The sequence below is a fragment of the Microbacterium sp. W4I4 genome, assembly GCF_030816235.1.
Lineage (GTDB): Bacteria > Actinomycetota > Actinomycetes > Actinomycetales > Microbacteriaceae > Microbacterium.
Genome location: NZ_JAUSXT010000001.1, coordinates 1340950 through 1359845, shown reverse-complemented (window position 1 = coordinate 1359845; position 18896 = coordinate 1340950). Strand labels below are relative to the sequence as shown.

The 18896-nt window shown below is 67.2% G+C and carries 16 protein-coding genes; 12 read left to right on the top strand and 4 right to left on the bottom strand.

What is annotated here, in order from left to right:
- Positions 1 to 4: 4 nt before the first annotated feature.
- On the bottom strand, positions 5 to 913 hold the full coding sequence (locus tag QF046_RS06525) for a sugar-binding transcriptional regulator (protein WP_307367429.1): 909 nt from the start codon (positions 911 to 913) through the stop codon (positions 5 to 7).
- Between the two features lie 122 nt (positions 914 to 1035).
- Here QF046_RS06525 and QF046_RS06520 point away from each other — a divergent pair, with 122 nt between their 5' ends.
- The 8 genes from QF046_RS06520 (at position 1036) to QF046_RS06490 (ending at position 10953) form a co-directional block, all read left to right on the top strand.
- Entirely contained in the window at positions 1036 to 2409 is a 1374-nt protein-coding gene (locus tag QF046_RS06520; protein WP_307367427.1) for a sugar ABC transporter substrate-binding protein, read from the top strand.
- A 56-nt stretch (positions 2410 to 2465) separates the two neighbouring features.
- A complete protein-coding gene (locus QF046_RS06515) occupies positions 2466 to 3323 on the top strand; it encodes a carbohydrate ABC transporter permease (RefSeq protein WP_307367426.1) in 858 nt (285 codons plus the stop codon).
- A complete protein-coding gene (locus tag QF046_RS06510) occupies positions 3320 to 4216 on the top strand; it encodes a carbohydrate ABC transporter permease (RefSeq protein ID WP_307367424.1) in 897 nt (298 codons plus the stop codon). Before QF046_RS06515 ends, QF046_RS06510 begins: the two co-directional genes overlap by 4 nt.
- A 35-nt stretch (positions 4217 to 4251) precedes the next feature.
- Entirely contained in the window at positions 4252 to 5295 is a 1044-nt protein-coding gene (locus QF046_RS06505) for an NAD(P)-dependent alcohol dehydrogenase (protein ID WP_307367423.1), read from the top strand.
- Positions 5292 to 5975: an HAD-IA family hydrolase gene (locus tag QF046_RS18265; protein ID WP_373425671.1), complete on the top strand. Its 684-nt coding sequence runs from the start codon at positions 5292 to 5294 to the stop codon at positions 5973 to 5975. Before QF046_RS06505 ends, QF046_RS18265 begins: the two co-directional genes overlap by 4 nt.
- 398 nt (positions 5976 to 6373) lie before the next feature.
- A complete protein-coding gene (locus tag QF046_RS06500) occupies positions 6374 to 8263 on the top strand; it encodes an ABC transporter ATP-binding protein (protein WP_307367421.1) in 1890 nt (629 codons plus the stop codon).
- Complete coding sequence (locus tag QF046_RS06495) at positions 8260 to 10068, top strand: ABC transporter ATP-binding protein (protein WP_307367419.1); 1809 nt, start codon at positions 8260 to 8262, stop codon at positions 10066 to 10068. The genes QF046_RS06500 and QF046_RS06495 overlap by 4 nt, the downstream gene beginning before the upstream one ends.
- A gap of 93 nt (positions 10069 to 10161) precedes the next feature.
- Positions 10162 to 10953 carry a hypothetical protein gene (locus QF046_RS06490; protein ID WP_307367417.1) on the top strand — a complete coding sequence of 264 codons (792 nt, stop codon included), beginning with the start codon at positions 10162 to 10164 and terminating at the stop codon, positions 10951 to 10953.
- Positions 10954 to 11051: 98 nt separating this feature from the next.
- Here QF046_RS06490 and QF046_RS06485 read toward each other — a convergent pair whose 3' ends face one another.
- Both QF046_RS06485 and QF046_RS06480 read right to left on the bottom strand, forming a co-directional pair.
- Entirely contained in the window at positions 11052 to 11855 is an 804-nt protein-coding gene (locus QF046_RS06485; RefSeq protein ID WP_307367415.1) for an endonuclease domain-containing protein, read from the bottom strand.
- Between the two features lie 348 nt (positions 11856 to 12203).
- Positions 12204 to 12662 carry a GNAT family N-acetyltransferase gene (locus QF046_RS06480; protein WP_307367413.1) on the bottom strand — a complete coding sequence of 153 codons (459 nt, stop codon included), beginning with the start codon at positions 12660 to 12662 and terminating at the stop codon, positions 12204 to 12206.
- A 136-nt stretch (positions 12663 to 12798) separates the two neighbouring features.
- Between QF046_RS06480 and QF046_RS06475 the strand changes: the two genes are divergently transcribed.
- Positions 12799 to 15018 (top strand): NADP-dependent isocitrate dehydrogenase, encoded by a 2220-nt coding sequence (locus QF046_RS06475; protein WP_307367411.1) that lies wholly within the window; start codon positions 12799 to 12801, stop codon positions 15016 to 15018.
- A 169-nt stretch (positions 15019 to 15187) separates the two neighbouring features.
- Here the strand turns inward: QF046_RS06475 and QF046_RS06470 are convergent, their stop codons facing one another.
- Complete coding sequence (locus QF046_RS06470; RefSeq protein ID WP_307367410.1) at positions 15188 to 16630, bottom strand: L,D-transpeptidase family protein; 1443 nt, start codon at positions 16628 to 16630, stop codon at positions 15188 to 15190.
- Positions 16631 to 16801: 171 nt separating this feature from the next.
- Between QF046_RS06470 and QF046_RS06465 the strand changes: the two genes are divergently transcribed.
- Genes QF046_RS06465 through QF046_RS06455 form a run of 3 tightly spaced genes read left to right on the top strand, consistent with a single transcriptional unit; the run spans position 16802 to position 18895 of the window.
- The gene (locus QF046_RS06465; protein ID WP_307367408.1) at positions 16802 to 17971 is read left to right on the top strand and encodes an ROK family transcriptional regulator; all 1170 of its coding nucleotides are present in this window, start codon (positions 16802 to 16804) and stop codon (positions 17969 to 17971) included.
- Positions 17968 to 18123 carry a hypothetical protein gene (locus tag QF046_RS06460; RefSeq protein ID WP_307367406.1) on the top strand — a complete coding sequence of 52 codons (156 nt, stop codon included), beginning with the start codon at positions 17968 to 17970 and terminating at the stop codon, positions 18121 to 18123. Before QF046_RS06465 ends, QF046_RS06460 begins: the two co-directional genes overlap by 4 nt.
- On the top strand, positions 18116 to 18895 hold the full coding sequence (locus tag QF046_RS06455) for a glucosamine-6-phosphate deaminase (protein ID WP_307367405.1): 780 nt from the start codon (positions 18116 to 18118) through the stop codon (positions 18893 to 18895). Before QF046_RS06460 ends, QF046_RS06455 begins: the two co-directional genes overlap by 8 nt.
- Position 18896: the final 1 nt, after the last annotated feature.

Genomic DNA, 18896 nt, shown 5'->3' with positions numbered 1-18896 from the left:
CGGCTCAGGACGCTTCAAGGACATGACGCGCGCTCTGCGCGTCGGTGACGAGCACGTCCACGAGCCCTGATCTCAGAGTCGCCAGCAATGCCACCGACTTGCCAGGGCCGCCGCCGATGGCGATCTTCACCGGGACCCGTCGCAACTGCTCTGTCGAGATGCCGATCAGGCGCTCCGCGAGCACGTCCACTTCGCGACCATCCGCGTCGAGCACGGTGGAGCCGAACTCGGCGACCCCTCCCATCGCCATGATGTCGTCGAGGTCCCCGGAATCGCGCAGCATGCCAGCCAGCAGTGATGCATCGGGCCAGCCCCCGACCGACAGCACGGCCAGATCCAGCCGATCCATCCGCTGCAGCGTCTGCCGGATGAGAGGCTGTGCCGAGATGGCGCGTGCCGCCGCGGCGTCGGTGATGAAGAACGGCGCGTGCAGAGGGAACATCCTCCCGCGCGCGACGTGGGTGATCGCACTGATCGCGCGAAGGCTGTCGGCGGAAGCCGTGGTCGCCGATCCGGTGAGCTGCACGATGTCACAGTTCGGCGCGTCGGTGACGTATCGGCTCATCTCCAGGAGGGTGCGGCCGGGGCCCAGCCCGATCACGTCGTCCTCCTTGATGCGCTCCTGCAGCACCTGTGCGCCGACCTCGGCCAGAGTCAGCCGGATGCGCTCCTCCTGCTCGCTCTGCGGGCGTACGACGAACGCCGCCGACAGGCCGAAGACGGCGGCGATCCGGCCGGACAGCGGCCCATCGATGGAACCGGGCAGGCGGGTGCGCACCTCGACCAGACCATCATCCTTCGCGCGCTGGATCATCCTGCCCACAGCGAATCGGGAGACGCCGAACTCCTCCCCGAGATCGACCGTGGAACGCCCGTGTTGAAGGTGCTCCACCGCGGCATACGCATACCGCACTTGTTCATCCAACGATAGACCTGCGCTCACCTGAGCAGGGTAACACGCTCGATCGAGCGCGGACGTAACTTCGATGTGGGTGCGATGAGTTCGGTCATCGCACACAGTCCAAGGGAGTACACATGAATCCGCTCACCCCTGCCCGTTGGCGGCGAAGTCTGACCGCAGCCGGAGCCGTCATCGCAGCCGTCGTCCTCGCCGGCTGCTCGCCCAGCGCGGGACCCGACGCCTCCAGCGACGTGAAGAGCTTCGACTGGAAGAACTTCAGCGGCACTGAGATCAATGTCCTCATGAGCGAGCACCCGCTCTCGGGTGCCATCAAGGAGAACGTCGACGACTTCGAGACAAAGACTGGCATCAAAGTCAATATCGAGACGCTCACCGAATCCGACTACATGGTCAAGATCCTCACTGAGCTGCAGTCCGGCTCGGGCACGTACGACGCATTCATGACCTCGCAGCCGATGAACTATCAGTACGCGGCCGCAGGATGGATCGAGGACCTGCAGCCGTGGGTCGACGATACCAAGCAGACCGCACCGGACTGGGACTTCAAGGACTTCTTCCCCGCTCTGATCGACGCAGAGCGCTGGGACACCACCGACTTCGGCGGCGCAGGCGAGGGCGGGCTGTGGGCAATTCCGGCCAACGAAGAGGGCTACGCGCTCTTCTATCGCAAGGACATTCTCGAGGCCAACGGGATCGCGGTGCCGCATACCATCGATGAACTCATCGCCGCAGCGAAGAAGCTCGACGGCACGCAGTTCGACGGTAAGGAGATCCGCGGCTTCGTCAGCCGTGGTGACAAGACCTACCCGACTCTTAACCCGTTCTCGACCTTCGCGGGCGCATACGGGGTGAAGGACATCACCGACGGGAAGGCCACGGTCAACTCGCCGGAGGGGATCAAGGCTGTCGAGAAGTGGGTCGAGCTCATGCAGACTGCTCCGAAGGCGGCGAGCACCTACACCTGGTACGAAGCTCAGCAGGACTTCCTCGCAGGCACCTCCGCCTTCTACATCGACGCCGATCACATGGCACCCGACTTCGAGAAGGACAGCAGCGCGATCGCCGGCAAGGTCGGATACGCCCTGCCGCCGGAGGGACCGGAGGGTCGCGCCTCGAGCATGTGGGTGTGGTCGCTGGGCATGAACGCGGCTTCGAAGCAGAAGGGCGCGACCTGGCAGTTCATCCAGTGGGCGACCTCGAAGGAGCTGCTGACGACGGCGATCGGAAACGGCAACATGAACCCGACTCGCGTGTCGGTTGCTGACAGCCCCGAGATGGCCGAGGCCACGAAGGACTGGGGTGACTACAACAAGGTCTGGAAGGAGATCCTCGCGGACTACGCGAGCTGGCCGTATTCGCCCTCGGCGACCTGGACCGAGGTCGGAGACATCTGGGCGACATCGATCCAGTCCGCCATCCTCGGGCAGAGCGATGTGAAGACCGCGCTCGACGACGCCGCCGACAAGATCAATTCGGCGATCGAATGACCCGCAGCCGGGGTCGGTGACACCACCGACCCCGGCGCAGCCGGAAGGAGTGCCTGATGAAGCACAAGAAGCGTCTGCCCTATCTGCTCGCGCTGCCTGCATTGGCGGTTCTCGTGGCGATCCTCTACCCGTTCCTCACCGGCGCATGGTGGTCATTCACCTCGTACCGGCTCAATCGCGGCGCACCCGAGTTCAACTGGGGAAAGAACTACCTCACCCTGTTCGCCACAGGCGAGGGGTTGCACGCCCTGTGGATCACCCTCTTCTACGCCGTGGTGGTCGTCGTCATCGAGTGCGTGCTCGGCATCGGGCTCGCGATGCTGCTCAACTACGGTCGATACGGTAGCGTGTTCCGCCTGCTGATCGTGCTCCCGCTGCTACTGCCACCGGTGATCGCTGCGCTGATGTGGAAGGTCATGCTCACCGAGAACGGCGTGGTGAACTGGCTGATCACGGCCCTCGGTGGTGAGAAGCAGCTCTGGCTGAACGGACCGGACAGCGCATTATGGTCCGTGATCCTCATCGACGTGTGGATCTTCACACCCTTCGTCGTGCTCCTCGCGCAGGCAGGGCTGAAGAGCGTGCCGCAGGAGCTGATCGAGGCATCTGCCATGGACGGCGCCGGACCGATCCGCAACTTCTTCTCGATCACGCTGCCGATGCTCACCCCGGTGCTGGTGGTCATCGTCGCCTTCCGCGGTATCGATTCGCTGAAGATGTTCGACATCATCTACACCACCACGAAAGGTGGTCCGGTGGATGCGACCACGAACCTGCATGTCCTCGCCTACCTCGACGGCATCCGCAATCTCAACTTCGGCATGGCGATGGCGGGGCTCATCGTGCTCTGGGTGCTCTGCAACATCCTCGCCAACCTGCTGCTGAAGTCCCGACGCAAGGAGGCGACGGCATGACCGCTCTCAACGAACTCGATACGCGCACGCTCGTCTCGGGGCGGCCCGGTCCGGTGGCCGGACGCCGCAAGCGCCGTAAGCGGATTGCTCACACGATCGTGATCGTCCTGCTGAGTGCGTGGAGCCTCTTCGCCCTGGCGCCGATCGTCTGGATTCTTATGATGTCCCTCAAGCGTCCAGAGGACATCGTCGTCTACCCGCCGAAGTTCTTCTTTCTGCCGACGATCGACAACTACATCACCGTGCTCAGCGGCAGCGAGTTCATGACTCCGTTCGTGAACTCTCTCATCGTCACCGCCGGATCGCTCGTGCTCACGCTGCTGATCGGCCTGCCTGCGGCCTACGCCCTCGCCCGGTTCCAGTTCAAGGGCCGGGAGAGCATCGCGCTCGGCATCTTGTCGATGCGCTTTGCGCCAGAGCTGCTGATCATCCTTCCGCTGTACTTGCTGTTTCAGAAGACCGGCCTCTACGACTCGTACCTCGGACTCATCCTCGCGTACCAGCTGGTGACATTGCCGATGCTGGTGTGGATGTTGCGCTCATTCATCGAGGACCTGCCGGTCGAACTCGAGGAAGCTGTTGCCGTCGACGGCGGCAACCGCTGGACCGCGTTCCGTCACGTGCTGTTCCGCCTCATCGCGCCGGGCCTCGGTGCCAGCCTCATGCTCTCGTTCATCTGGGCGTGGAACAGCTACACGCTTCCCCTCGTCCTCGCCGGGAAGAACACGCAGGTGATCACCACCGGTATTCAGCAGTACATCTCCTACCAGTCGATCGACTGGGGCCCCATGGCCGCAGCGACCGTCGTCTCGATCATCCCCGGGATCCTGTTCGCTGTCTTCTCCCTGCGATGGATCGTAGGCGGGTTGACCGCAGGCACGGTCAAGGGCTGAGGCCGAGAACCACTCCGAGAAAGGCACGAAGACCCATGTCGAACACCGAGACGATGCTCGCCAGCATCCTGACCGCACCGCACGAGATCTCCCTGGAGAGAGTGCCCGTGCCCGAGCCGGGCCCTGGGCAGGTACTCATTCGCGTCACCGCGGTCGGGGTCTGCGGCTCCGACACCCACTTCTACGAGACGGGGGCGATAGGCGACATCATCGTTCAGGGACCACTTGCCCTGGGGCATGAGACCGCAGGGGTGATCGCGGTGGTCGGCGAAGGGGTTGACTCTGCACGCATCGGCACGCGTGTTGCCGTCGAGCCGCAGACGCCGTGCCGCCGCTGCGAGTTCTGCAAGACCGGCCGGTACCACCTCTGCAAGCAGATCCGCTTCTACGGCGCCTGGCCCGTGGACGGCTCGTTCTCGGAGTACGTGCTCGTCGACGACGATTTCGCCCACGAGGTGCCCGCGGACATGACTGACGAGCAGGCAGCGTTGGTGGAGCCTGTCTCGGTGGCGCTGCATGCTGCGCGCCGTGCAGGCATCGCTGCCGGCGATCGCGTGCTGATAACCGGCGCAGGGCCCATCGGGATCCTTTGTGCACAGCTCGCGCGAGTGTTCGGCGCGACGGAGATCGTCATCAGCGACCCCATCGCGCATCGGCGTGAGTTCGCGCTCGCGCACGGCGTGGACCGCGCGCTGGATCCCACGGTCGAGGACCTCTCGGAGTACGCGCAGCGCTTCGATGTCTACCTCGACGCCTCCGGCAACGCTCGTGCCATCATTCCGGCGTTCGAAGCCATACGGCGTGGCGGCACCGCCGTACTGGTCGGCATGGGCGGGAACATGCTCGAGGTGCCGATCGCCCTCATCCAGCACCGCGAGATCACCCTCACCGGAACGTTCCGCTACGTCAACACCTGGCCGGTCGCCATCTCGCTGATCGCGACCGGACAGGTCATCGCACACGATCTCGTGACCGGCCGGTACGGACTGGACGGAGTCGAGGAGGCCCTGATGAAGGCCAAGACTGATCCGGTGGCCATCAAGACGATGGTGATCCCGTCGCTCACGGCGGCGGAATGAGACCGCACCTCGGAGGCATGCGCACGGGTCGCACCGTGCGCATGCCGCCATCCGCCGTTCCCGGGGCGTTCCGATGGCGTGCGTCCGAGGTCCTCTTCGACATGGACGGCACGCTGCTCGACTCGGTCGATGCGATCGAGCGGGCCTGGGCCCGATGGAGCGAGGAGCTGGGGCTCGTCCTGCCGGATCCTCAGCTCCTGCACGGCCGAACCGCCGCTGACCTGGTCGGGAGCCTTGTCTCACCCGAGAGCTTCGCCGCGGCGCTGGCGCGCTTGTGCCGGATCGAGGAGCAGCCCGAGGCGCCGCTGCCCTCCGTCCCTGGAGCAGCCGAGCTGCTGGAGGCACTACCTGCCTCTCGGTGGTCGATCGTCACCTCGGCGACAAGGCCGGTGGCGCTAGCACGCCTGCGGGCCAGTGGACTGCCGATGCCAGTGCACCTGGTCACCGGCGACGATGTCGCCCACGGCAAGCCTGACCCGGAGCCGTTCCTTGCTGGCCGCCGACATGCCGGCGCTGCGCAGCCTGCGGTCGCCTTCGAGGACAGCGTCGCGGGGTCTCGCATCCGCTCGTGCAGCAGGATGCCTGACTGTCGGTGTCCTGGGTACACGCCCAGTGGCCGAGCTCGCCGCACACGCGGATGCCCTGGTCGCCACTCTCCAAGGGATCGTGGTGGAGAGTGACGATAGCGGCGGCGGCGTGATCATCTGCGGGACCAGCCTGATCTGACGTTCCATCCGCGGACCACAGCCTCGCATCCGGCCCCCTCCTGCTCTCGGTAGGAGGGGCTCGGTGTTTCAGAGCGGGCTCGATGGCGATGGGAAAGGGGATTCCCTCTTGCATTCAGTGGGCGTACAGGAATAGGCTCGAAGGCTGTCGAGCCGACTGGCCGACGACGCCGAGCCTGAGGAGGACACCATGGCCACGATGACTGTCACGACGTTCGTCGCCCTCGGTTCGCGCGCACTCCGCTTGCGCAGCTGATCGCGGGGCCGCGTTCGCCGCAGCCCTGCCCCCTCGTACATCGGATGTCTTCGCATCCGCCCCTACTTCGTCACCGATCGCTACGTAACCGAGAGCCATGTCTGTCACTTCCTCCTCGTCATCCCTTTCCACGTTCGCCGCGCTCTGGCGATTGAAGCCGTTCATACGTCCGATCTTCGGTCGTCTCATCGGCGGTGCGGCCAGCGCGCTCGCCGCCGCCGTCATCGCCCTGATGATCCCGATCGTGCTCGAGCAGATCGTCAAGAACTTCACCCTCGAGGCGAGCGCGGGCTCGCTCGGGTTCGTCTTCGCCGGCGCCTTCGGCGTGCTCGCGCTCGCGCTCGGCGAGGCGGTCATGGTGTGGCTGCGCCGCTGGTTCGTGCTGACACCGGCCACCGAGGTCGAGTTCCAGATGCGCGCGGAGCTGTACTCGCGCCTGCAGAACCTGCCGGTCTCCTTCCACGACCGCTGGCAGTCCGGCCAGCTGCTCAGCCGCATGATGCAGGACATCGGCCTGATCCGGCGGTGGATCGCGTTCGGTCTGATCCTGCTGGTCGTCAACATCCTCACGATCGTGATCGGTGCCGTACTGCTGTTCCGCTGGCATTGGCTGCTGGGCGTGATCTTCATCCTCACCGGCATCCCGCTGTGGATCTCGGGCTACCTGTTCGAGAAGCGCTACGGCACGCTCGCCCGGCGCAGTCAGGACCAGGCGGGCGACCTGGCCACCAGCGTCGAGGAGAGCGTGCACGGCATCCGCGTGCTGAAGGCGTTCGGTCGGGGCAAGCACGCGCTGACGCGCTTCAGCCGCCAGGCCGAGACCCTGCGCGAGACGGAGCTGAGCAAGGCCCGCGCCGTGGGACAGATCTGGTTCTGGCTCGACCTGATGCCGCAGATCGCCTTCGGGCTGAGCCTGATCACAGGCATCTGGCTGATCTCGGTCGGGGAGATCGACGTCGCCCAGCTGTTCGCGTTCTTCGCGATGGCGACCGTGCTGCGCTGGCCGATCGAGTCGATCGGCTTCCTGTTCTCGTTCATGCTCGACGCCCGCACGGCGACCGACCGCGTGTTCGACATCTACCAAGAGACGAACACCATCACCGACCCGGAGAACCCGGTGCGCATCCCCGAGCCCCGAGGCGAGCTCGCCTTCGAGGGTGCCCGCTTCCGCTACCAGGATGCCGGCGCCGACGAGCGCGACCTGCTCGACGGCATCGACCTGGTGCTGCGCCCGGGGGAGACCATGGCGCTGGTCGGACTCACCGGCTCCGGCAAGACCACGCTGACCACTCTCCCCGCGCGTCTCTACGACGTCACGGGTGGACGGGTCATGCTGGACGGCGTCGACATCCGCGACCTGGAGCTCAGCGAACTGCGCCGGCACATCGCGATGGCATTCGAGGATGCCACGCTCTTCTCCGCATCCGTGCGCGAGAACGTGCTGCTGGGCCGGGCCGATCTCGACATCCACAGCGAGGAGGGCGACCGCATCCTGCGCGAGGCCCTCGACGTGGCGCAGGCCGCCTTCGTGGACGATCTGCCCGAGGGTCTCGAGACGATCATCGGCGAGGAGGGGCTCAGCCTCTCCGGCGGACAGCGACAGCGTCTCGCGCTCGCCCGCGCCGTCGCGGCCGCACCCCAGGTGCTCGTGCTGGACGACCCGCTGTCGGCGCTCGACGTCGACACCGAGGCGCTCGTCGAAGAGGCGCTGCGCCACGTGCTGGCCGAGACCACCGCGCTGATCGTGGCGCACCGTCCGTCGACCGTCGCACTGGCCGACCGCGTCGCACTGCTGCAGAAGGGCCGTATCACCGCGGTCGGCACGCACTCCGAACTGCTGCGCACCAGCGCGCACTACCGTCACGTGATCTCCAGCCTGGAGGCAGAGGAGGCCGCGCGCACCGGGGCGATCCCGATCATCACCGAGGCGATGGACGCGGCCGCCCGCGACGAAGCATCCGCCACTGAGGAAGAGGTGCAGGCATGACCATCACCGGAACCCAGGACGAGGATCGCTCCAACTACACCAAGGAGGAGAGCCGCGCCATCCGGCAGCGCTCGCTGCGCCTGCTCGGCTCGCTGATCCACCCGCTGCGCCTGCGCATCGTGCTCGCCGCCCTCGTGCTCGTGGTCTCCACCGCGCTGCAGGTCGCGGGCCCGATCATCATCGGCATCGCGCTGGACAACGCGCTGCCGCAGCTGCTGCAGACGGCGAACTGGATGCCCGCGGTGACGGTCACCGTCGTGTACCTGCTGGCCGGCATCTTCGGCTCTGCGCTGATCGGCCTCTACGTGGTGCTCGCCGCGCGGATCACCCAGGCCGTGCTGCTGGATCTGCGCAAGCGCATCTTCCTGCACACCCAGCGGCTCAGCCTCGAATTCCACGAGTCGTACACTTCAGGTCGCATCATCTCGCGGCAGACCAGTGACCTCGACTCGATCCGCGAGCTGCTCGACGGCGGTCTGAACAACCTCGTCTCCGGAGTGCTGTTCGGTCTGTTCACCTTCATCGCTCTGGTGATCGCCGACTGGCAGGCGGGCATCATCCTGCTGCTCGCGGGCGTGCCGCTGCTGCTGCTGATGCGCTGGTTCTACCAGCGTTCACAGCTCGTGTACCGCGAGTCGCGAGTGATCAGCGCGAAGGTGATCGTGCAGTTCGTGGAGACTATGACCGGCATCCGCGCCGTGAAGTCCTTCCGCAAGGAGCCGCGCAACGACGTCACCTTCCGCAAGGTCGCCGGCGACTACCGCGACATCAACCGCCGCTCCATGGTGCTGTTCGGCACCTTCGAGCCCGGGCTGATGTCGGTCGCGGCGCTGACGCTGGCGGGCGTCGTCCTGTGGGGCGGCATCCGGGTGGCCGACGGCGCCCTCGGCGTCGGCGTGCTGCTGGCGACGGTGCTGTACGTGCGCAACTTCTTCGCGCCCATGCAGGAGATCGCGATGTTCCTGAACTCCTACCAGTCCGCCACGGCCGCGCTGGAGAAGGTGTCGGGCGTGCTCGACGAGGTGCCCACGGTTCCGGACCCCGACAGGCCCGTCGACCTCTGGACCTCGCGCGGTGCGATCAATTTCGACGAGGTCACCTTCGGGTACAACGGCGACAAGACGATCCTGCCGAACTTCTCGCTCGACATCCCCGCCGGGCAGACGATCGCACTGGTGGGCACGACAGGCGCCGGGAAGTCGACGCTGGCCAAGCTCGTCTCGCGCTTCTACGACCCGTCCGAGGGTGCGGTCACGCTCGACGGCGTGGACCTGCGGATGCTGCATCCCAAGGACCTGCGCCGGGCGATCGTGATGGTCACGCAGGAGGCGTACCTGTTCAGCGGGACCGTCGCCGACAACATCGCCCTCGGCAAGCCCGATGCGACGCTCGACGAGATCCGTGCAGCGGCGCGTGCGGTCGGCGCGGACGAGTTCATCTCCTCGCTGCCGGACGGCTACAGCACCGATGTGAACAAGCGCGGTGGCCGAGTGTCGGCGGGTCAGCGTCAGCTGATCTCGTTCGCGCGCGCGTTCCTCGCCGACCCCGCGGTGCTGATCCTCGACGAGGCGACCGCCTCGCTGGACATCCCCTCGGAGCGGCTCATCCAGGAGGCGCTGCAGACGCTGCTCGCAGACCGGACGGCCATCATCATCGCGCACCGCCTGTCGACGGTCGCGATCGCCGACCGGGTGCTGGTGATGGAGCACGGCCGAATCATCGAGGATGACGCCCCCGAGGTGCTCATCAACGGCACGGGCAAGTTCGCCCAGCTGCACGCCGCCTGGCAGCAGACCCTGGTCTGACCCCTTCAAGCCCGTCTGTATGGCGCAAACCGCCCTGATTCGCATCGAAACAGGGCGGTGCTCGCCATATGGACGGGCGGTTAGGCTGGGCGTGTGGATCCGATCTGGGCGACGGCGGCAGAGCTGTGGTGGATCGCGCCGAGCGCTCTCGCCGCCGGTACCGTCGGATTCGTCACGGTTCGGAGGCAGCGGAGCATGAACGGAAAGCGACTCGGCTACGACGCAGCACGGCTCGAGCTGCGCCAGGCGCAGGTGGCGGCCAGAACCGCGGCGGATGCCGTCCGCGTGGCGCGGGCCGATGCTGCGCGCATCGCCGCGGATCGTGCCGCCTCGCGGGCTGACTCCACTGCCGTGGCATCCGCTCGCCGTGCCCTGCGCGACGCGCAGCTGGCCTCCAAAGCCGCCTTGGCTCGCGTCAAGGCCGGGCGCGCGCGGGTGACCGCGGAGCGCAGTGCGCTGGGATCGGCCACGGTCCTGCCCCTGGACCGTCTGCGTGCCAGGCATGAGGCCGTGCTCGTTCGCTGGATGCAGTACGAGACCGACCCGGCGCGGGCGATCGCGTACCCGGCCATGAGCGACGGACGCGCCCCGTACACGGCGGTGTTCCTGGCCGCGGTCGAGCACGCGCGCGATCGGCGGCCGCCGAGCGAGGGCGTGCGCGTCACCGCATCCGACTTCGATTCCTATCGCCTCGCCGTCGAGGACCTCGAGCGCAGCTTCGACACCGCCGAGCGCGCCGCCCGCGGCGAGAACGTGCAGCCGGAGCAGCTGCCGAGCGCCCTCTGGGACGTCGCGCGCACGCTAATGGAGAAGTCGTCCGAGGCGGTGGGACGCACGACCGACCTGTTGCAGGCCTGGAACTCCCGGCGCCGGCGCGAGCGCTGAGCTACGCGTCGGGTGCTTCTGAAGGACGTTCGCGCTTCTGAAGGACGCCTGCGTCTGCGGCGTCCTTCAGAAGTGGAAACGTCCTTCATCCGAGGGGGTCAGGCGTGCTGCCTCCGCGGTGCGAGGTGCAGGCCGCGGCTGACCGCTTCCGCGAGCGTGCGCTCGACGTGCGGCCAGTCGTAGATCACCTGCGCGTAGGAGAACCGCAGCACGGTGTACCCGCGCATGCGCAGCTCTGCGTCATGGGTGATGTCGCGGGTACGGTCGGCCGACGAGGAGTGGAACGACCAGCCGTCGATCTGCACCACAAGGTGGGTGCCGATCAGGAAGTCGACCGGATGCCCCGCCAGATGCACCTGGAATCGCAGCGGCACGCCCCAGGAGCTCAGACGCACGTGGAACACCGTCTCCAGCGACGAGTCCGTGCCGGCTCGCATATGTGCGAGGCATCGCCGTGATGCGGAGCTCCGCCACTGCACTGACCGCAGCGACTCCAGCGAGATCGCCTCGGTGCGCACCGCGGATTCCCAGATCGCGACGGCCTGATCCAGCGGAAAGCATCCCGCGGCATCGGCGAGAGCATCTTCGACCGATGCCTCGAGCATTCTCGGGCGCAGCGGCGCGAGAGACTTCGACCAGTGTCCGTGGGCATCGTCCACCCGAACCGCGCCGTTCACGGGTAGGCGGAGATGCGTCTTCGCATCGGCATCCGGTGGCACCCACCAACCTCGTCGGCGGGCCAACGACACGCACGTCACCGCCCCGCCCGATGTCGCGGCGTGCAGGAGCTCGGTCGGTGCGGATGCGAGGGCGATCCATTTCGAGCGGATGCGGAGAACGGCACCGGACCGGATGGCAGCGCGCACCCGGGAGACGGTGAAACCGGCATCCGACGCCGTCATCCCGATGTCCGATGCCGCCTCGATCCCGCAACCAGGAGAACAGGTTCATGACCCCACGCTCGCGCACCCGTTCGCCGCACACGCCTCGGGTCCCGGGAACTGTGAACAAGTCGCCGCAAATGCTGTCTGTGCAGGGAGGATCCGGATGCAGGTCTGAAGGACCTTCGGAGATCTGAAGGATGCTGGGGCCGGCAGTGTCCTTCAGACGTGCAGACGTCCTTCAGACAGGGCGACGGATGCCGGCGCGGGCGCGTGACGAAGCGCAGCGCGCCCGCACGACGGGAGCGCTCTCATGGGAGCGACGACGGGGTCTCGGTGGGGGAGGGGATCCGAGGCCCCGCCGCCGGTTCAGTCCGTGACGCGGATCTGTGCGACGACCTCGGAGTACTCGGTCTCGCCGACGGGTTCGAAACCCACTCGGCGGAAGAATGCCTCAGGGCCGCCCTCGCCGGCCTCATAGATCACGTTCACGTGATCGACGCCCCGGGCGCGGGCTTCGTCGATCAGAGCTTTCACGGCGAAACGTCCCACGCCACGACCCTGGTCGTCGGCGTCGACGTTGATGCGCCACAGCACGCTGCGGAAATGTTCCTCGGGGGTGTCGGCGTCGAAGCTGGCGCTCACGAAGCCGACGACCTGGTCGTCGTCGAGCACCACGCGCTGCCACGAGGTCTGGGGGTTCACCACGGTCGCGGCGATCCCATAGGAAACCGGAGCCAGGAACTGCTCCTGCCCAGGCTTGAGCGACAGATTGTTGACGGCGACGATCGTCGCCGCGGACAGTTCGACCAAACGCAGTTCCGCCATGAGACCCAGGCTAGCCCCTCGGCGGGCATCCGTGGCGGAATCGATGATTCGTTGTCGGAAGACCGCACGGATAACGCGAAGCAGACTCAGGTATCTTGGTATCGAGATAAAATCTGCCCTCGCGAACGGAGATCCGGTGACCGACGACGCCATCATCTACACCTACACGGACGAGGCGCCGGCTCTGGCCACCGCGTCCTTCCTGCCCATCATCAAGGCCTACACCGGCCAGGCGGGCATCGAGGTGGAGACGCGCGACATCTCGCTGGCGGGGCGAATCCTCGCCGCCTTCCCGCAGAAGCTGACCCCCGAGCAGCAGGTCGGCGACGCGCTGGCCGAGCTCGGCGGGCTCGCCACTCTGCCTGAGGCCAACATCATCAAGCTGCCGAACATCTCGGCGTCCATCCCGCAGCTCAAGGCGGCCATCGCCGAGCTGCAGGAGAAGGGCTACGACATCCCGGCCTTCCCGGACGACCCGCAGTCCCTCGAGGACAAGGACGTGCGTGCCCGCTACGACAAGATCAAGGGCTCCGCCGTCAACCCGGTCCTGCGCGAGGGCAACAGCGACCGTCGCGCACCGCTCGCGGTGAAGAACTACGCCAAGAAGCACCCGCACCGCAACAAGCCGTTCGCCGAGGGGTCCAAGACCCGCGTGACCACCATGGGGCACGACGACTTCAAGCACAACGAGCGCTCCTGGGTCGCGGCCCACGACGATGTGCTGAGCTTCCAGCACATCGCTGCAGACGGGACCGTCACGGTGCTCAAGGAAGGGCTGAAGGTCCTGCCGCGCGAGATCATCGACGCCACGTTCCTGTCGGCGGCAGAACTGGACGAGTTCCTCGCCGAGACCCTCGAGGCCGCGAAGGCCGACGACGTGCTGTACTCGGTGCACCTCAAGGCGACGATGATGAAGGTCAGCGACCCGATCATCTTCGGCCACGTGGTCAAGGCCTTCTTCAAGGACGTGTTCGCCCAGTACGGCGACAAGCTCGCCGAGGCCGGGCTCAGCGCCAACGATGGACTCGGGTCGATCCTGTCGGGTCTCACCACCGTCGCCGACGGCGACACGATCGCCGCCGCCTTCCAGAAGGCGATCGACGAGGGCCCGCGTCTGTCGTACGTGAACTCCGACAAGGGCACCACGAACCTGCACGTGCCCAGTGACGTGATCGTGGATGCATCCATGCCCGCGCTCGTGCGCAACGGCGGCAAGCTGTGGGGCGTCGACGGCGGCGAGGACGACACCATCGCCGTCATCCCGGACTCCTCCTACGCGGGCGTGTACCAGGCGGTCATCGAGGACGTCATCGCGAACGGTCCGCTGGATCCCGCCACGATCGGCACCGTGCCCAACGTCGGTCTGATGGCTCAGGCGGCCGAGGAGTACGGCAGCCACGACAAGACGTTCGAGCTCGCGTCGGCCGGCGTCGTGCAGATCCTCGACAGCGACGGCACCGTGCTCATCTCGCACGAGGTCGGCGCCGGCGACATCTGGCGTGCCACGCAGACCAAGCACATCCCGGTGATGGACTGGGTCAAGCTCGCCGTGACCCGCGCACGCGCGACCGGCGTCCCTGCCGTGTTCTGGCTGGACGCGAACCGCTCGCACGACGCGCAGATCATCGCGAAGGTGCACCAGGGCCTCGCCACGCTCGACACCAAGGGCCTGCAGATCATGATCCTCGCCCCCGAGGACGCCACGCGCTTCACGCTGGCGCGCCTGCGCAAGGGTGAGGACACCATCTCGGTCACCGGCAACGTGCTGCGCGACTACCTCACCGATCTGTTCCCGATCCTCGAGGTCGGCACGTCGGCGAAGATGCTCTCGATCGTGCCGCTGCTGGCCGGCGGTGGCCTGTTCGAGACCGGTGCGGGCGGCTCCGCGCCGAAGCATGTTCAGCAGCTCGTCTCGGAGAACTACCTGCGCTGGGACTCGCTGGGCGAGTTCTTCGCGCTGGCCGCATCGCTCGAGCACTTCGCAGATCGCACAGGCAACGAGAAGGCGCGCGTCCTCGCCGAGACGCTGGATGCCGCCACCGGCACCTTCCTCGAGGAGGACCGCTCGCCGGGTCGCGCCCTGGGCACGATCGACAACCGCGGCAGCCACTTCTACCTGGGCCTGCACTGGGCGCAGGAGCTGGCGAAGCAGACGAAGGATGCCGACCTCGCGGCCGCCTTCGCTCCGATCGCCGCGACGCTCGCGGAGAACGAGCAGAAGATCGTGGCCGAGCTGAACGCCGTGCAGGGTCAGCCGCTCGACATCGGCGGCTACTACCGCCCTGATGTCGAGAAGGTCGCCGAGGCCATGCGGCCGTCCGCGACGCTGAACGGCATCGTCGACGCGCTGGCCTGAGTCGGACGCAGGGGGAGGCGGATGCCGTGGCATCCGCCTCCCCCTGCGTCTGCGGGTCCGCTCGGCCCGCGTGCTCTTCGCGAATGGGGTCAGCTGTGCTCGCGGCTGCGCCGCTCGACAGCCTCAATCGGCTCGGCCGGACGAGCAAGCTCGCCGGCTCTCGCCTCAATCAGCTGTGGACCCAGACCTCGGTGCCCTTGGTGGCCCACTGCCACACGAACTTCGCCGAGTTGATCGTCATGTTCACGCAGCCGTGGCTCATCGGGTGCCCGAAGTTGCTGTGCCAGTACGTTCCGTGGAATGCCTCGTCGCCGTTGAAGTACGAGATGTACGGCACGTTCGGCGTGTAGTAGAACGGCGCGACGGTGGTGTCCTCACGACCCATGTTCTGCGTGCGCAGCTGAGCGTAGATGCGGAAGCGGCCCTTGGCCGTGTCGAAGCCGGACTTGCCGGACGAGATCGCCCACGACTCCACCAGCTTCTCGTTCTCGTATGCGTAGGTGCGCTGCTCGCTGAGGTCGACCTCGAGGCGCCGGAACAGCGAGGTGGTCTCGAACGGCGTCGAGGACACGGGGAGCTGGAAGGACGCGTTGCCTGCGGCGAGGTCGGTGGCGAACGCCGAGGCGATGCCGGTGGTGTCGCCGAGGACTCGGCCGTCCGCGCCCGCGACGATGGTCTTCAGGACCTCGCCCTTGGAATCGACGATGGTCTGCGCGTTGACGACCGCGCGATCCACCTTCTCCGGAAGCGTGCTGACGACGCTCTGGATGGCCGACGTATCGGCGGCGATCTTCAACTCTCCGTCGACGTCGTCGATGCTCAGCCAGGTGGCCGCGACCGCAGGATCGACGGGAACCGTGCGCTCGTCGCCGACGTAGAACCCGATCGTGGTCAGCATGGTGTTGAGCTGCTCGGCGGTCGCCGCGGCCTTCTCATCGGTCACGCTCGGCGCGACCTCGGTGGCGGCGGCGGGGAAGGAGAACGTCGAGCGCCCCTCGACGGTGGCGTCGTCGAACGCGCCGGTCAGGTCGGCGACGGAGATCCCCGTGCCTGGCTTGCCCGCCGTCACCGCGTAGGTGCCGGATGCCGCATCGAACGCCACGACGGCATCGACCGGCTCGACGTAGCTGTCCGGAACAGCAGCGCGCAGCGTGCGGTCGGCGGTGTCGGGGTCGAGCGTGACCTCGGCGCCGATCGGGTCGCCCATCCAGCTGCCGAGATTCCACATCGGACGGTCGGCGAAGGCCTTCTCTGCCAGTGCCGTCGCGTCCACGCGCGCGCCGAGGTCGGCGCCGGTGACCGTGGTGTCGGCCCCTGCCAGCGCGATCTTCGTGTCGGCGATGCGGCTGCTGATGGCATCCGCGGCCATGCCGGGGGTCATGCCGCCGATCTGCACGCCCGCGACAGTCGTGCCCGGAGCGACCAGAATCAACGACGCGCCTGCGGCGGCGAGCACGAGGGCACCCGCGCCCAGTCCGATCCAGAGCCCGAGGCGACGCTTCTTCGAAGCCGGCTCAGCCGGGGCCCATTCGACGGGCTGCGTGCCGTCACTCGGCGGCAGCGCGTCGGCAGCAACCGCACCCGTGTCAGGTCCTGAGATCAGATCGGTCACGGACTCACCCCCCAAAAAAGCACAATGACTTAGAGTTCCATGGTACGCGACGGCAGGTCACGAACGAGTGTCAGTGCGGGTGTGGGGCCGCGCGCGCCGTAACGTTTCGATAACCGGGCACGCTCCCACCCGGCTTGCGCGGAGGCGGGTTCGTAAGGTCTACTAACAAATATGGATTCCTCACAGGAGGCGCGGCACTCCACCGCGACGCCATCCGGCTTCGGTGCCGGACGCCGCCTGCGATCCCAGTCCAAGGTGCTGCCCGAGCATGCGCGATCGCACAACCGCTCACTGGTGCTGCAGACCCTCTACCACCGCGGTGCGATGAGCCGCGCCGACCTCGCGCGTGAGACCGGACTGACGCGGGTGACGATCTCGGACCTCGTGGCGGAGTCGATCATGGACGGGATCATCCATGAGATCGGCGTCCGCGCGGCCACCGGCCCCGGCAAGCCCCCGATCGTCATCGACTTCGATCGAGGCGGACATCAGATCATCGGGATCGACCTCTCCGGGACGACGAGCTTCGAGGGCGCCGTGATGGACCTCGGCGGTCGCATCCTCGAGCGCCGTTCGCTTCCGGTGCCGCAGCAGCACGACGCCGAGCAGACCTATGCCCTGGCGAGAGATCTCGCGCGCGACCTGATCGCGGCAGCGACCCGCCCCGTTCTGGGCGTGGGCGTCGGAACCCCCGGAGTCGTCGGTCCGGACGGCACTGTCGTCAGCGCGCCGAATCTCGCCTGGACGGACATGCCGCTCGGAGCCCGGCTGAACACCGATCTGGAGCTTCCGGTGGTCGTGCGCAACGACGCGAACGCCGCGGTCCTCGCGGAGTACACCTTCGGCGAGGCGCTGTCCGATGTCATGCTCATCCGGATCGGCCGCGGAGTCGGTGCCGGCGTGATCGCAGGGGCGCAGCCCCTGGTGGGAGCCCGGTTCGCGGCGGGGGAGATCGGGCACGTGGTGGTCGGCACCGATGTCGGCCCGCTCTGTGTCTGCGGCCGCCGCGGATGCCTGGAGGCCTGGGTCAACGTGCCGCGTCTCATCGAGGGAATCGAAGCCGAACCCGCTCTCAGAGAGGCGGTGCTGTCAGACGCGGGTACACGCCTCGGCATTGCGATCGCCCCGATCGTCGCCGCGCTCGACCTCTCCGAGATCGTGCTGTCCGGACCGCGGGAACTGCTGGCCGGGGAGTTCGCCGCGGCTGCGACCAGTGCGCTGCACGAGCGGACACTGGATGGTGTGTTCGCGGACGTGCGGATCCGGCTGAGCGATCAGGACGGCATCGTGATGCGCGGCGCCGCCGTTATGGTCCTGTCGAGTCAGCTGGGTGTGTCGTGACCCGCAGCCCGATGCGCACGCGCTCGCGGCTCGATGAGACAATCGAGATGCTTCCGGTGACTACGCCGGTGGCGGCTGCACAGGCCGCCTTGCTGGGTTCTGCGCTCGCAGAGACCGTCACCCTCGACAAGGAGATCAAGGTTCATGGCTGAAGTCGTCATCGTGGAGAACAGGACCCTTGCGGGAGAGCTGGTCGCCGAGGAGATCGTGCGTCTGATCGACACGGTCGCCGAGCCCGTGCTCGGCCTGGCGACCGGATCCACCCCGCTGCCCGTCTACGAGGCGCTGCGCGAGCGACTCAAGGGGCACGACGTCTCGCACCTGCGCGGCTTCGCGCTCGACGAGTACGTCGGCATCGACCCCGGCCACCCGGAGAGCTACCGCTCGGTCATCTCGCGCGAGGTCGTGGAGCCGCTGGGACTCGACCCCGCACGCATCCGCGTTCCGGACGGCTCGATCGAGACCATCGAGCACGCGGGCGACGACTACGACGCGGCCATCCTCGCCGCAGGCGGCGTGGACCTGCAGATCCTCGGCATCGGCACCGACGGGCACATCGGCTTCAACGAGCCCGGGTCGTCCTTCGCATCCACCACGCGCATCAAGACCCTGACCGAGCGCACACGTCAGGACAACGCGCGCTTCTTCGAGTCGGTCCACGACGTGCCGCAGCACTGCATCACGCAGGGGCTGGGCACGATCCTGCGCGCCCGTCACCTGGTGCTGCTCGCCTTCGGCGAGGGCAAGGCGGATGCTGTCGCCGCGGCCCTGGAGGGTCCCGTCAGTGCGATGGTCCCCGCATCCGCCGTGCAGCTGCATGCGCACGTCACCGTGGTGCTCGACGAGGCCGCGGCGTCGAAGCTGAAGCTCGCCGACTACTACCGCTACAGCTACGCGAACAAGCCGGCCTGGCAGGGGCTCTGAG